This window comes from Salinibacter sp. 10B (assembly GCF_002954405.1).
Lineage (GTDB): Bacteria > Bacteroidota > Rhodothermia > Rhodothermales > Salinibacteraceae > Salinibacter.
Map to the genome: position 1 here is coordinate 976,616 of NZ_MQWC01000004.1, position 13,687 is coordinate 990,302.

The window sequence follows — 13,687 nt, forward strand, 5'->3', positions numbered from 1 at the left end:
CGCACGCTTCGGACGGGCGTTTCGGCACCGCTACCCAGACACGGCCGAGGGCACTCGGGCTTCTTCCTTCAGGTTCTCGTTCGCCCTCTCAGAAATCGGGGCAAGATATTCAATACGAGGGGTTCCATCCGCACGGTGCTCGATACGCGCATGCATGCCAAATACATCGGCGATACACGTCGGAGTCAATACCTCCCCCGGCGCCCCGTTGGCGACGAGCCGCCCTTCATGAAGCACCAGCAAGCGGTCCGCGTAGCGAGCCGCAAGCTCCAGGTCATGAAAGACCGCTAGGACCGTCTTCCCCCCACCAACCAGGCTCTGCACCTGGTCCATGAACGAATACTGGTAATGCACGTCGAGGTGCGAGGTCGGCTCATCGAGCATCAGCAGATCGGCCTCCTGCACGAGCGCCTGTGCAAGGAACACACGCTGCATCTCCCCCCCACTCAGCGACAAGACCGACCGCGACGCAAAGCCGTCCAGATCCACTCGGGAGAGAGCCTCCTGGACAAGCGCTCGATCGTCGGAGCCATAGGCCTGTAGCCAGCCCCGCTGCGGGGCCCGTCCCAGCAGGACGAGCTCTTCGACCGTGAAGTCGAACGTGAGCGACGGGGCCTGCCGAACGTACGCAAGCCGCCGGGCTCGCTCCTGGGCCGACCAGTCTGCGACCGAGCGCTCGTCAAGCTCAATTCGCCCGTCGAACGGAATGTGGGCCCCAATGGCACGCAGAAGCGTTGTTTTGCCGCTCCCATTCGGCCCAATGAGGCCGACCCACGTGCCTGCCTTCATCTCAAACTCGATCGCCCGAAGAATTTCGGTGTTTTCAAGCTGGACATCGACGTTCTCCAGAGAAAGCAGCGCCATGAACAGGCGAGAGAAACCGGTGAGGGAGAGAGAGGTGTGTCTACGACCGGGGGCATCGTGAGATTCGTCCGATCCTTTTCTCTCCAGACGGCCCTGGAATCCAAGAGGAGAAGACGAGTCTCTTCTTCCAAGCGGCCTTACCGTATGATAGAAATACGACGCGTATTCGTGGTGGAGGGCGTAATCGCCCGTAGAAAGTATATGCCACTAGCAAGCGATGTCGTCGGCATACGGGCCCGGATGGGTTCCCGAACGGGTCCGGTACGAGAGATCATCGTTCGAACCCGTCGGCCGAGCGCATCGAAGAGAGCGACGTCCATCCGTTGCGTCCCCTCCGTTTGTACGGTCACCGTAATCGGCCGTCCCGCCGGCAATGGATTCGGCCCGGACACCCGGAGCGCAGTTTCTGGACGGATATCCACCGATTGGGGCGCACTGTAATGTGCAGAGCCGTCCAGGTCAACCTGCTTCAAGCGGAATAAATGCGTTCCTGTCCTCAGGACATCGGTCTCGAAACGGTAGGACTGCATTTCGGTGGTGGTGCCTGCTCCCTCCACAAAGCCCCGTCGGGTCCATTGGTCGCGTCCCGGGAGCCGATGCTGAACCGCAAATCCTGCATTTTCCGTCTCCGAGACCGTTTCCCAGCGCAATACCCCGCTGCTCCGATCCGCCGCAACGGTGAAGGTGGCCAACTCAACAGGGAGTGCTCCCCCAGGCGCATTTGCATTCGGAGAGCCCTTGCTCCCATCGGACTGGCCCGCAAAGTCGCCCGTCCGATCCGTCGCCGCCTGCCAGTTGGACGCCGAGTTGTTGTCGCCATCCGCCCCGGCCACATATTCCAGCGAGACATCGACTGCATTCGGCCAACTCCCCGATTCATCGTAGTGGACCCGGTCAATCTCCGTCCCCGTCGGATCTTTCAGCACAACATAATCCGCCGAGTTGGTGTGACTGATGGCGTTCGCGTAGTCGTACGCACAGCTGACCCCTCCATTCTCACTTGGAGTCTCATTTTCGCAGAGCACTGCAAACTCCCCACTCCCGACTGTAACACTGGTGTTGATATCGTCCTGCCGGGGATCGGCCCCGGATGGATCCTCGTCCACTATCACCCAGTTCTCTAAATCAATTGAAGTGGCGGTTGTGTTGTATACTTCGATGTACTCCTGATCGGAATCCGTCCCGGCAGGGGCGTACATGATTTCAGTGATGATGAGATCTCCTTCAGAGGCTCCAGGTTGGGCATAGGAAGGGGCAGACACGACTCCTCCTGTAAGCAGAAAAAGAATTGATAGCGTGAGTCGCATATCCAACGTGATGTGGTCATGAAAAATGCTGAGGATTGACTCCTACTTGCCAGACACATCTATGCCTTCTATATAACGTCAATTACAGACGATAGCCTCTTTGCGTCTCTCTATCCTCTCATGACTTCTCTTTCGCTTCCCGACCTTACGGACCGATGCCTTGCCAACGAGTGGATGGACGATTTCTCCGTTGACGAACATCATCTCCGGGGGGCTCTCCGTGATCTTCGACTCATCAATCGATTGCTCGGAGGATATCGTGCAACGAATACAATGCTCGATCCCCTCCTCTCCGAACGCTCTTCTCTTCGACTACTGGACGTAGGCACTGGGAGCGGGGACTACCTCGTGCACCTCGTACAACGCGGTGCCACCTTTGGCTGCCGTGTGGATGCAACGGGCATCGACCTGAATCCCCTGACGGTGGGCCTCGGGCGTGCCCATCTCGACGCCTGCCTTTCTTCGGCTCTCCGCTCCCAGGTTCGGATCGACATCGAAAATGCGCTCCGACTTCCGTATCCGGACAATGCCTTCGACGTCGCGCACGCGGCTCTCTTCCTCCATCACTTTGATTCCGCCAACGCAGTTCAGCTTCTCAGCGAGATGGCCCGTGTCAGTCGAATGGGCCTCGTGGTGAACGACCTGCACCGTCACCGTCTAGCATACCTTGGCATCTGGGGACTGAGCCGTGCTCTTGGCCTCGCCCCCATGGTGCAGCACGATGGCCCGATGTCGGTCCGACGGGGATTTCAACGACCCGAACTGGCGACCCTCGCCCATCAGTCCGGGGTCGGCGCCCCGCACATTCGGTGGCATTGGGCCTTCCGCTGGACTCTGTCCACCGTGCCAACCGAAGCGTGACGACAGCCCCCTGCCGATGGGCCCCCTCCCTCAATGATTTTCCATCACTACAGCGAGCACGGCCTATGAGACTGTTTTGATTTCCCACGATGACAGTTCAGGCAGAGCGCGACGACTGCAGATCGTCGGGATCCAACAGGGGCTCCTTCTGAGCAACGGACGGCCCTCCAATTCCTGCGAAATATCTCGTCGATTCTCAAACCCGCTCAAAAATCAAAACAGTCTCTATGTCCTATGACGCAATCGTGATTGGGGGAGGACTTGCCGGATGTAGCGTGGCCCTGCAACTGGCCCGCTCCTCGCACACGGTCCTCCTTCTGGAAAAAACGACCTATCCTCGTCACAAACTCTGTGGCGAATTCCTGTCCCCGGAAGCTCAGTCTTCATTTCGACGACTGGGCGTCCTCGACGCGGTCGCCGATGCAGGAGCCGCGCCCATGACGCGCGCGAGACTCACGGGGCCGAATGGATCGGTGGCCGAGCACTCCCTCCCCGACACGGCCCTCGGCCTGAGTCGCTATCGTCTCGACGAACTTCTCTTTCGTCACGCCTGTGCTGCCGGCGTTGAGGGACGAGAGGACACACGCGTTACGCAGGTTCAGGGCTCTCTGAAGGATGGATTTGCGGTACAGACGGATGCGGGAACGGTGGAGGGACGACTTGTGCTCGGGGCTTACGGCAAACGCGGACTGCTGGACCGAAAGCTTAATCGACCGTTTCTACAGGAATCGTCTCCGTACGTCGCCTTCAAGGCGCACTACGAAGGTCCCCCATCCGCAATACCCGGCCGGATCGAGGTGCACGCCGCTCCTAGCGGCTACTGCGGCGTAGGGCCGGTGGAAGACAATCGTTTGTGTGTGTGCTGGATTGGCCACACGGATGCGCTCAAGGACGCTGGGGGCTCTCCGGACAACATGCTCAACTCCCTTCGTCGGAATCCCGCCCTCGACGAGCGGATGGCCCCCCTCACTCGCGTGAGTCCCCGCTTTGAAGCCGTCAGTCAGGTGCCACTCATGGCCAAAGAGCAATTCGTGAACGACGTGTGCATGGTGGGCGATTCCGCCGGGATGATTGCCCCCCTCTGTGGAGACGGGATGGCGATGGCCCTCGCGGGCGCCGATCTTGCCTTTCCGTACGCATCGGATTTTCTAAACGACCGGCGCTCGGCGGAGGAATTTCGTCGTGCCTACCGGCAGGCCTGGAATGACCAATTCCGGTTCCGCCTTCGCCTCGGCCGCTGGGTGCACGCCGCCGCCTTCCGTCCTGCTGCCACCACCTCCCTCCTCAGCGCTTGTCGCGTCTTCCCCCCACTTGCCCGCTGGCTGATTCGATCCACTCGCGGCTGACTTGCTCTCTCAAAATTACATTTCCGGAATGTTGATCGTGTCGATGTAATTCCTCCGGGTCCTCTGTAATGTCACAGTAAATGGATCCCCATTCGGATTGGGGCCCTTCTCCATTCTGTCTATGATGATGCGGGAATAAGGCGCGCCCCCTGTTCCCTCGCTCACTTCTCACACAGCCGACGCGGATCCAACGTGACGCATCGATCGATACTCCTTTTTAGCATTGCTCTTTTTCTTTCCGTCGGCGCGGCTCACGCCCAGCTGCCGACCAGTCTGCTCGACGACTTTGAGCGGACGGATGACCCGTCGCTCGGTCGAACGCCGACGAGCCCCACGGACATCCAGTGGAACGAATCCGGACAGGCCGTCGGCTCCGGCTCCAGCCTCTCCTCGAACGAAACCATTCGGATCAACAATCAGCGGGCCGACCTCCAGGCGGGGCAGAAGGAAGGCGTCAAAATTGCCACTGTTGACATGAGCAACGTCAGCGGCTATCCGACAACCCTCTCGGACGCGAGCGGCGTGATGACGTGGGCATTCAACTTTCGCCAATCAAAAAACGACCCTGGGGGATTTGGGAGCACAGGTAACGGAGGAATGGCCTTCGTCCTTTCCTCTGCCGGAAGTGATTTGGATGACTCAAACGCTCTCGCCGTCGTTCTCGGGGATGGCGATGCGTCCGATGAAATCAAACTCGTCAATTACAATGGGGGATACAGCGCGAATGGGGACTTTAGCGTAATTGCCACCGGCAGCGACGACCTCTCTAACGAGTACGTGAGCGTGAAAGTAACGTACGACCCAACCACCTCGCCGGACACCTGGACGCTTTACGCCAGCAGCGGAGCGGGGAGCTTTCCAACCTCCGATCCCCGCACCCTCGACAATGCCAATGAGGTGGATCAGGCCATGTCGGATGAGGGAACCGGCAACCAGCGCAAGTACATCGGTTTGCTCTGGGACCACGGTGCAACAAGCGAAAACGCCGTCTTCGACGACATTTACGTGACCGATCCAAGCGGCCGCCTCCCTGTGGAGCTGGCGTCGTATACCGTCGTCACCGACGACCGACAGGCGTTGCTGAGCTGGACGACGACGTCGGAGACGAACAACGCCGGGTTCACCGTCCAGCACAAGGTAAACGGGACGTTTGAGAATGTGGGCTTCGTTGACGGTGCGGGTACCGTCTCGCAGCCGCAGGACTACCGCTTTGCCACGGATGCGTTGGGGCCGGGCCGCCACACCTTCCGCCTTCAGCAGATGGACGTAGACGGTTCCGTGAGCCCGGGCCCAACCCGTACAGTGGTCGTGTCCCCAACGCGCTCCGACCTTACCAATACAGGCGGAAATCCAGTGACGGGCGGCACACCCGCCACGTTCACCATCGCGACAGAGCAGGCACAGACGGTGACCGCCACGCTGGTCAATGCGCTCGGACAAACGGTGCGCACAATGCACGAACGTCGCGTTTCCGCCACCGCCGACCTTACAGTTGAAACCAGCACGCTCTCCAGTGGCATCTACTTTCTCCGTGCTGAAGGCGAGACGTTCACGGACACGGAAAAGTTTACGATTGTCCGTTGAGCAAGTCCCCGTGCGTCCCGTCAACGGGCGGCCGCGCGCCTCAACCGGTCGTTGAGGGCGCGGCCCAGCCCGTCGTCGGGAACCGTCTGCGCAAAAATCATGGTACAGCCCGAACGGTCACACTCTCGGAAAAAGTGGAACAGATCTCGGGCGTAGGTCTCCACATCCGGCACAACGTGACAGTCCCGGAAGGCCGCCTTGCGGTCCGGCTCACTCAGCCCGATGTATCCGACCGCGGCCGACTGCTCCACCTCCGCCGGCTCCTGGATGAGATGTACACGCGCCGTGGGCGCGTAATGGCGGTGACGAGTCCCCGGACTTTTCGCCGCTTCGTCCCCTTCGCTGTCTCCTACCCGAACCGCCCCAACGATCCCCTCTAAGGCCTCGACCGAGACAGCACCGGGGCGCAGAACGACGGGAGGATCGGTCGTGCAGTCGAGAACCGTGGACTCGACTCCTGCCTCTGTGCGCCCCCCCTGCAAAATGCAGGCAATACGTCCGTCCAAATCCTCCGCCACCGCCTCCCACGTCGTGGGACTGGGCCGCCCGGACCGGTTGGCTGAGGGAGCCGCAACAGGAGTATCGCACGCCCGGAGGAACGCCCGGGCCGCCTCGTGGCGGGGCAGTCGAACGCCCACGGTGTCCAACCCAGCGGTGACGACGGAGGGAACGTCGGGATGCTTGGGCAGAATGAGCGTGAGTGGTCCGGGGCTGAAGTGCTCCAGCAGGCGATTTGCCGTCGTGGGCACCTCGGCCGCAACTGCCGGAACCTGTGCCAACGTGGCAAGATGAACGATGAGCGGATTGTCCGCCGGTCGCCCTTTTGCTTCAAAGATGGACTCGACCGCCTCCGGCTGAAAGACATCGGCGCCGAGCCCGTAGACCGTTTCGGTGGGGAATGCCACCAGTTGACCACGGCGGAGGAATGAGGCCGCATCCGTCGGCGAGGAGGTGCGTACCGTGTCCATGAGGGACGGGTGGTCCATGAGTAGAACGGGTGTAGGGATTCGATATCGCCTCCGCGCTCCGTGAGGCGACGCGTGCCGCCCCCGTACGTTCCCGGATGCTACCGCTCGGGACAAGCGGCAGCCGCTCTCCTCCCCACCCGACCCACGTTCATCGTCTTCCACACTCTCAGACGTCGATGGATCCTCTCAACCTTCCCTCCTACTCTCTGCGAACCGCGGAGCAGGACGGTGATCGCGTCATCTACGATCCCGTGCGGCAGACGTACGTTCGCCTGACGCCGGAGGAGTGGGTACGGCAGCACTTCGTGCAGTATCTCATTCAGGAACTGGACGTGCCCGCAGGCCTTGTGGCCACGGAGGCAACGTTTCAGTACCAGGGCCAGCCCTGGCGCGCCGATATTGTGGCCCACGACCGACGCGGCGCTCCCCTCCTACTGGTGGAATGCAAAGCCCCAAGCGTGTCCATTCGCCAGGACACCTTCGACCAGGGCGCCCGCTACAATCTCGTGCTTGATGCCCCGTATCTCGTCGTTACGAACGGGCAGGAGCATTATGCCTGTCGCGTCGACCTCGACGCCCAGGACTACGCGTTCCTAGACGATCTGCCCCCCTACGGCGAATTGCTGTCCCGGCGCTCATAGTCCTCCGGTTTGCCCGTGGCGAGTCATACCTCGTGACGCGTCCAGACGGCAAACGAAAGTCCACGCTCCAACACGTCTGGGAGGGCGGGGACCTCGTCCTCCTCGGTGTCCCCTTCCGTATCCAGGAGCGACCGAATCTCGTGCAGCACATGCCGGGCCTCCTCCACGAGCGATTCCGAGACGTCCGGATACAAGCTGAGGAGGTCTTGGTGCATGGCTTTCACCAGCCGTTCGGCCCGTCGCAGCTTCATGAGCAAGTCGAAGTGGCGCACGGCGTGTGCCAACTTGTCCTCTTCCTGGCGCTCGAACGGAACGCGCCCCAGCACGAGCTGCATCAAAAGCTCCAGGAGCGTTTCTCGGGCCTGTGCAAGCCGAGCGGTGGCGAGCCCACTCGGGGCCTGTGCGGACGGGTCGCGACCCGCCCGGCGCTCCGCGACTGCCTCTCGCACCTCCTCGGCGGTCGACAGCGTGGCCAGAAGCGTCATGGACTGAAGAACAGCGGCCGAGTCCGGCGCATCATTCGAATCAGTTCCTCCATCGGCACTCGTCGAACTCATAGAACGTCAGGTTAGGGCAAATGAGCAGGCCGCGCACCGGCAAACGTTCGACATCTATAGAGCGGATCCTTGTTTATCATTCCCCGCTCACGCCTTGTTACGTCACACCTCAAGGTACCGAACAAACTCCTCCACGAGCTCCTCCAGTTCCTCTTCGTCCTCTCCAAAGGAGGCGACGACGTGGTAGCCATTGTGCTCAAGCACATGCCGGATACGGGACGTGTCCTTGACGTTCAGCTTGAGGGTCACCCGGATTTTGCCCGACGCCTGCTCGGGAGACTCGGACGCCACGGCCAGCACCTTGCCATCGTTCTGTTCGATGAGATGGATGAGCTTGGCCAGCGCGTAGTCGCGCGGGTCCACTTCAAGTGCCAGAATGGCCCCAGTCTGCTGCGTAGACAGCATCTGAGCGAACTTGTCAAAGATGTCGTGCCGCTGAATGAGGCCGTAGTAGTTCCCCTCCGTATCGGCCACCGGAATGGTGCTGAGATCGTGTTGCACCATCGTGCGAGCCGCATCAAAAATGTGGGCGTCAGGCGGTACGCTGACCGGCCGTCCTACAAGCAGCGTGCCGATCTCCGCATCCGGCCCGTCCGCATCCATGAGACGGTCCTCGGAGAGCACACCCACAAGGTCTCCCTCATCGTCCACAACGGGGAGGTGATTGATATGATGCTCCATAAGTCGCCCAAGGGCCGTCTCGACCGAGTCGGACACCTCAAGGGTGGAGATTGAAGGATTGATGGCGTCTCGAGCTTTCATGGGACTGGGGGGTTGCGTGAAAAAAGCACGCGCGACCGATCCGTAAGGAGATCCCTGAGCGCACGTCCTCTCAGGCGAGGCCTCAGCTTCTAGTCGTCAAAACCTGTATGCACGTTGGCCGGGTCGGTACCGCCACGTTTAAAGGGCACCCAGTACTCATTTGTATGTACGCTGCAAGGGCCGTGCCGTTACCAGAGACTCGACCATACCGGAGGGAAGTTCCAGAACCGTCACCTCCGTCGGGCCTCTCGTTTCCGACACACTACTCCGCCTCCTGAACGGGCACATCGTCATCCACCACAGGGCGAAGCTTCGCAAATGACTCAAGCATCTGGCGAAGACGGTCGTCATTGCGCGGAGAGGCGCGAAACCGCATGCGGGCGACTGCTTGCGGCCCTTCGTCTTCGCCGTTCTCGGCGTACATGTACTCCTCGTCCAAAACGTCGGACAAGCGGTGGATTTTTGCAATTGCTTCTGGCTCAGTGACCGGCACATACGTCACTCGCTCCACATAGTCCTTCTCGATGAGACCGAGTAGATCCTCCTTCAGCTGTTCCAGCCCGATCCCGCGAAGAGCCGAGATAAATGACGCGTCCGGGTGCTCGTCGCGGAGGGCGCGGAGAAGACTTCGATCCTCCAGGGCATCCACTTTGTTGAACACCACGAGGGTCGGTTTATCATCGGAATCCAGTTCCCCCAGCGTTTCGTTGACGACCTGCATCTGCTCCTCGAAATTGGGATGCGTGACGTCCACCACGTGCATGAGCACATCGCTCTCCCGCACCTCGTCGAGGGTGCTCTTAAAGCTTTCGATGAGCCGGTGCGGGAGCTTGCGAATGAAGCCGACCGTATCGGACATGAGCACCTCTTTGTTGTCATCGAGCTCCACGGTGCGCGTCGTGGCGTCGAGCGTGGCAAAGAGACGATCCTCCGCAAAGACGTTCTCGTCAGCCAACGCGTTGAGCAGCGTGGACTTGCCCGCATTGGTGTAGCCGACGAGCGAGACGGTAGTGTGCTCATTGCGACCCTTGCGCTGCGTCTGCCGCTGCTGATCTATCTTGTCGAGCTTGTCGCGCAGCTTCGACATGCGCTTGTCGATCATCCGCCGGTCCATCTCAATCTGCTTCTCGCCCGGCCCCTTCGTACCAATGCCGCCCTCCTGACGGGAAAGGTGCGTCCAGCGCCGCGTGAGACGTGACCGAAGATAGTCGAGCTGGGCAAGTTCAACCTGCGTCTTTGCCGCGCGCGTCTGTGCACGACTCGCAAAGATATCAAGAATGAGCCCAGATCGGTCCAGCAGCTTACAATCGATCTGCTTCTCGATGTTCTTGACCTGAACGGGGCTGAGCTCATCGTCGAAAATCACGAGATCCGTATCTCGCTTTTTCGTAAGCCGGCCCAACTCGCTCACCTTGCCGGACCCAATAAACGTAGCCGGATCCGGACTATTGAGCGACTGGGTGAGCCGATCGGTCACCTCGGCCCCGGCCGTATTCGCCAGGTGCTCCAGCTCATTCAGGTGGTCACGCACCTCAAAGCGCGATTGCTGCGGCGTGATGACGCCCACGATGATTGCGGTCTCGGCATCTTTTGTCTTCTCTTCGGGTGTAAACAACGGCGATGGGCACTTATGAAGGGAAAGTACGAGCGATCACACTGCGTTCAACGAACCCACGGTGCGTTCCGATCCCTCTCCGGGGAGCGAACAGTTCCCGGGATCGTGAAGAACCAGTCGCTGCGATGCGTCCCCATTCGTCCATGATGTCTTCATGGACCGGTATACCTATGGGCCAAATTGGTGTTGCACGCTTTGCCCGAGCGCCCGGGCAGACGCCGCTCCGACGTTCCCCGGAAGGGCCGTACGGACCTCCGAACCGTTGATCAGGCTTCCTCCTCCTGATCGCCGATCATTTCGGCGATCGAACGTCCCTCTGCAAAAGCGTGGGAGGCGTCGAGTTTAGTCGCGAGAATCTGCCGAAACTCTTCCTCATAGCGCTCCGGCACAGGCAAATCGAGACGATGATGCTCTTGGCGTTCCCGATCCCGGTACAGAAAGACGAAGTGCGGCCGTCCGTTTCGAACGGTCGAGACGTAGTCGACCACCTGACTCCACACAACAGCATGATGGACACGCGGCAGGTCCGGCACGAGCCCATACTCCGTAATGACGGTGGATCGGGCAAGCCACGACGCGACAAACCAGAAGACCCCGCCGGCCAGATACCCGACCGCAATGCTTGAAAACACGGTAACCTCATAAATATGTGCCAGAACGAGCCCCACCCCCACCAGAAGCAAAAAGAGAGAAGGAGCAATTGGAGCGCGGGTTAGTCCTCCTGTGCGCCAGACCAGTAGGGGACGCCGAAGCCGCAGTCGACGGATCACGGCCATAATCATGAGCGTGGCCGTTCCCCCAACGAAGAGCACAAGCCCTGTCGCGTGAAGCACCGCAAGTACGTCGGCAAAGGTGAACACGGACGAAAGGCGACCACCGATGAACAGGAAGGGGGACACGAGCGCCTCAGCGCGTTACGTTGCGGCCGTCTCGGGACGCCACTGACTCGCCACAAGCATCTCAGTAACGAGGAAAATCAACGCCAGGAGCAAAAAGACGTTCCAAATCTCGGTGCCTGCTTGCCGGGTCCGCAGCGTTTGTGCAACGTCCGCCGCCCCGGTGCCAGACACGGACTGGACGGTCGCCCCTAGCACCGATTGCAGATGCGATGCTGCACTATCGACGGGTGCGATTCGGAGATCCGACTCTGCCGGATCCACATTCACCGCGATCCGACGCACGAGCCGCTCCCCTGCCTGTATATCGTAGACGCCCGGCGTATGGAGTGTGCGCCCCACCTGCAGGAGCGTAGCCCCAAAGAGGCTGCGCTGCTCGGGCGCTCTCTCCGTTCCGCCCGGCCCCACGAGTCGGAGCGAGGTCCCCGGCGCGAGTCCAGAAATCCGCAGTTCGCCGGGCGCCCCGGCCACCAACTGCTCGCCGGAGACGGAGGTCCCTGCTGAGAGGTAGTAGACCGACCGATAAAGGAAGGGGATGAACAGCCCCCGGACCGGCAGATCACTCCATCGAGGCGTGGGCGCAACGGCCATCCACAGCAGCGCCCCGCCCCCGTGACGCACCTCGTGAAGGAACGGGAGGCCGCTCGTGAGTTCGATGAGCGTCTGCCCCGAACGTCCAGAGGGCCGCAGATTCATCGTGTAGTAGATCTGCGGTTGCTCCACCTGTGCATCCGGCCGCCGTTCTCGGTTGAATACCCCTTCGAACAGCGGGTGCTCCAAATCCACTCGTGCAAACGACGCAATGGACTGCTGACCAGCCGGCGTGCCACTTACGCCCTGAATCGTCCCCGCATCAAGGGCAGTAAGGAGCGGATTGTAGGCCTCCGGCCCGGCCTGCTCACTCGGAAAGAGCAAGATCCCTCCGCCCCGCTCTACGTATCGGGACAGTGCATCGACCTCCCCAGTCGACAGCGTGCGCGGCCCCACGAGGAGCACCGCCTCATACCTCCCCAGCTCGGCCGACGCGAGCGTCCCCTCGTCGATGCCCGTCGTTCGAAATGCAATGCGGTCCGCAATCATCTCCGACGAGAGCGCAAGGTCCACGTACCGGGTCTGCTGCCCGTTGCCCCGTACCACCAGTATCCGCCGCTCCTGGGGCACGTTGAGCGTAAAGTGGTGCCGATCATCGGCGGGAAAGTCGTCCTCTTCCGTTTCGACGGCGCCGCGGAGCCAACCCCGCTGCTGCGGTGTCACTGTAAACGAAACCGTCGTCTCCAGCCCCGGCTCCAGAGTGGTCGTGGCCTGAGCTACGCGCTGTCCTTCCAAATATACACTGGCGACGTAGTCGGTAAGCGTTTCCCTCCCGTAATTCACGAGGGTCGCTTCGAGTTGAACCGGCTGCCCTTCTTCTGCAATCCGGCTCGTCACCGTTACGTCCGTAATGCCCACGTTCGCCGGGTCCCGAGTCTCGACCGGTAGAAGACGTATCTGCACGCCGTCCGGAAGCTGTGTGGCCACCGAATCCCCGAGCGTGCTGCGCTGGAAATCGCCTGCCACATAGACGATGCGACGGGGGGCCTCCGATTTCGCCACAGCCTCTCCGGCCCGCACGACCGCTCGGGCCAGTGCGGAAGCGCCCGCGCGAGGCTCCAGGTTGGACAGGGTCTCTCGTGCTACCCCGACGTTCGTCCCTAGGGACGGCGCCCCCTGTCCGCTTTGCGCCGTAGGCCAGACCAGTACTTCATCGCCCTCTTCGACCGTGTCCAACATTCCCTGCCCCTTCGCCTTCGCTCGGTCGAGCGCCAAGCCGCCCTGCTCCCCTTCTACTTGCATGGACAATGAGTTGTCCACCACCAGCGCGTGGGCCGTTCGAACCGAGGAGCCGACGCCGGCCAGATCACCGGTAAGGGTGGGCTGCGCAAACGCCATAACCAGGCTCGCAATCGCCAGCATCCGCAAGGCCAGAAGCAGCCATTCCTTAATGCGCACGCGCTGCACCGCCGTCTCCTGGAGCTCTTTCACGAACGCCAGGGAACTGAAATCGACCGTGGCGGGCTGGCGCAGGTTGAACAGGTGCAGGAACAGCGGCACGACCACTGCCGCCATTGCGAGGAGTGCAAACGGATTCAGAAACGACACAGGCGGACGACACTTCTGACAACGAAACGGGGCCGCCTGCTACCGTACGGGAAGTGTCCGCGTTCCAGCGGTCGGTTATGCGGTCCGCCCATCCGTCCTGTCGTTCGAATATTTCCTTTGGCTCGCCTCTCTCCCCCAACTCTCATG

12 protein-coding genes are annotated in these 13,687 nt (G+C 61.1%); 4 read left to right on the top strand and 8 right to left on the bottom strand.

The annotated features are described in order from the left end of the window. Positions 1 to 30: 30 nt before the first annotated feature. Positions 31 to 864 (bottom strand): ABC transporter ATP-binding protein, encoded by an 834-nt coding sequence (locus BSZ35_RS04295; RefSeq protein WP_105011289.1) that lies wholly within the window; start codon positions 862 to 864, stop codon positions 31 to 33. A 137-nt stretch (positions 865 to 1,001) separates the two neighbouring features. Further along, the gene (locus BSZ35_RS04300) at positions 1,002 to 2,171 is read right to left on the bottom strand and encodes a lamin tail domain-containing protein (protein ID WP_105011290.1); all 1,170 of its coding nucleotides are present in this window, start codon (positions 2,169 to 2,171) and stop codon (positions 1,002 to 1,004) included. Between the two features lie 120 nt (positions 2,172 to 2,291). Here BSZ35_RS04300 and BSZ35_RS04305 point away from each other — a divergent pair, with 120 nt between their 5' ends. The 3 genes from BSZ35_RS04305 (at position 2,292) to BSZ35_RS04315 (ending at position 5,962) form a co-directional block, all read left to right on the top strand. Further along, positions 2,292 to 3,032: a methyltransferase domain-containing protein gene (locus tag BSZ35_RS04305; protein ID WP_105011291.1), complete on the top strand. Its 741-nt coding sequence runs from the start codon at positions 2,292 to 2,294 to the stop codon at positions 3,030 to 3,032. Between the two features lie 227 nt (positions 3,033 to 3,259). Next, on the top strand, positions 3,260 to 4,378 hold the full coding sequence (locus BSZ35_RS04310) for an NAD(P)/FAD-dependent oxidoreductase (protein ID WP_105011292.1): 1,119 nt from the start codon (positions 3,260 to 3,262) through the stop codon (positions 4,376 to 4,378). Between the two features lie 192 nt (positions 4,379 to 4,570). Next, the gene (locus tag BSZ35_RS04315) at positions 4,571 to 5,962 is read left to right on the top strand and encodes a T9SS type A sorting domain-containing protein (RefSeq protein ID WP_105011293.1); all 1,392 of its coding nucleotides are present in this window, start codon (positions 4,571 to 4,573) and stop codon (positions 5,960 to 5,962) included. A 20-nt stretch (positions 5,963 to 5,982) separates the two neighbouring features. On the opposite strand, the gene BSZ35_RS04320 is transcribed toward BSZ35_RS04315, so the two are convergent. After that, positions 5,983 to 6,948, bottom strand: coding sequence for an L-threonylcarbamoyladenylate synthase (locus BSZ35_RS04320; protein ID WP_219846583.1), 966 nt, complete (start codon positions 6,946 to 6,948; stop codon positions 5,983 to 5,985). A 158-nt stretch (positions 6,949 to 7,106) separates the two neighbouring features. On the opposite strand from BSZ35_RS04320, the gene BSZ35_RS04325 reads away from it, so the two are divergent. Continuing rightward, positions 7,107 to 7,571: a type I restriction enzyme HsdR N-terminal domain-containing protein gene (locus tag BSZ35_RS04325; protein WP_105011294.1), complete on the top strand. Its 465-nt coding sequence runs from the start codon at positions 7,107 to 7,109 to the stop codon at positions 7,569 to 7,571. 23 nt (positions 7,572 to 7,594) lie between these two features. Here BSZ35_RS04325 and BSZ35_RS04330 read toward each other — a convergent pair whose 3' ends face one another. The 5 genes from BSZ35_RS04330 to BSZ35_RS04350 form a co-directional block, all read right to left on the bottom strand. Beyond that, complete coding sequence (locus BSZ35_RS04330; protein ID WP_105011295.1) at positions 7,595 to 8,128, bottom strand: hypothetical protein; 534 nt, start codon at positions 8,126 to 8,128, stop codon at positions 7,595 to 7,597. A gap of 102 nt (positions 8,129 to 8,230) precedes the next feature. After that, positions 8,231 to 8,890: a CBS domain-containing protein gene (locus BSZ35_RS04335; RefSeq protein ID WP_105011296.1), complete on the bottom strand. Its 660-nt coding sequence runs from the start codon at positions 8,888 to 8,890 to the stop codon at positions 8,231 to 8,233. A 262-nt stretch (positions 8,891 to 9,152) separates the two neighbouring features. After that, a complete protein-coding gene (gene hflX, locus BSZ35_RS04340; protein ID WP_105011297.1) occupies positions 9,153 to 10,505 on the bottom strand; it encodes a GTPase HflX in 1,353 nt (450 codons plus the stop codon). Between the two features lie 266 nt (positions 10,506 to 10,771). Then, on the bottom strand, positions 10,772 to 11,404 hold the full coding sequence (locus BSZ35_RS04345; RefSeq protein ID WP_146109999.1) for a hypothetical protein: 633 nt from the start codon (positions 11,402 to 11,404) through the stop codon (positions 10,772 to 10,774). A gap of 15 nt (positions 11,405 to 11,419) precedes the next feature. Then, entirely contained in the window at positions 11,420 to 13,540 is a 2,121-nt protein-coding gene (locus BSZ35_RS04350; RefSeq protein WP_258096068.1) for a BatA domain-containing protein, read from the bottom strand. Between the last annotated feature and the right edge of the window lie 147 nt (positions 13,541 to 13,687).

Excerpts from the sequence above, each read along its gene's own strand:
- BSZ35_RS04300 (WP_105011290.1), bottom strand. The coding sequence starts at position 2,171 with ATGCGACTCACGCTATCAATTCTTTTTCTGCTTACAGGAGGAGTCGTG.
- BSZ35_RS04305 (WP_105011291.1), top strand. The coding sequence starts at position 2,292 with ATGACTTCTCTTTCGCTTCCCGACCTTACGGACCGATGCCTTGCCAAC.
- BSZ35_RS04295 (WP_105011289.1), bottom strand. The coding sequence starts at position 864 with ATGGCGCTGCTTTCTCTGGAGAACGTCGATGTCCAGCTTGAAAACACC.
- BSZ35_RS04310 (WP_105011292.1), top strand. The coding sequence starts at position 3,260 with ATGTCCTATGACGCAATCGTGATTGGGGGAGGACTTGCCGGATGTAGC.
- BSZ35_RS04320 (WP_219846583.1), bottom strand. The coding sequence starts at position 6,948 with ATGGACCACCCGTCCCTCATGGACACGGTACGCACCTCCTCGCCGACG.
- BSZ35_RS04325 (WP_105011294.1), top strand. The coding sequence starts at position 7,107 with ATGGATCCTCTCAACCTTCCCTCCTACTCTCTGCGAACCGCGGAGCAG.
- BSZ35_RS04330 (WP_105011295.1), bottom strand. The coding sequence starts at position 8,128 with ATGAGTTCGACGAGTGCCGATGGAGGAACTGATTCGAATGATGCGCCG.
- BSZ35_RS04335 (WP_105011296.1), bottom strand. The coding sequence starts at position 8,890 with ATGAAAGCTCGAGACGCCATCAATCCTTCAATCTCCACCCTTGAGGTG.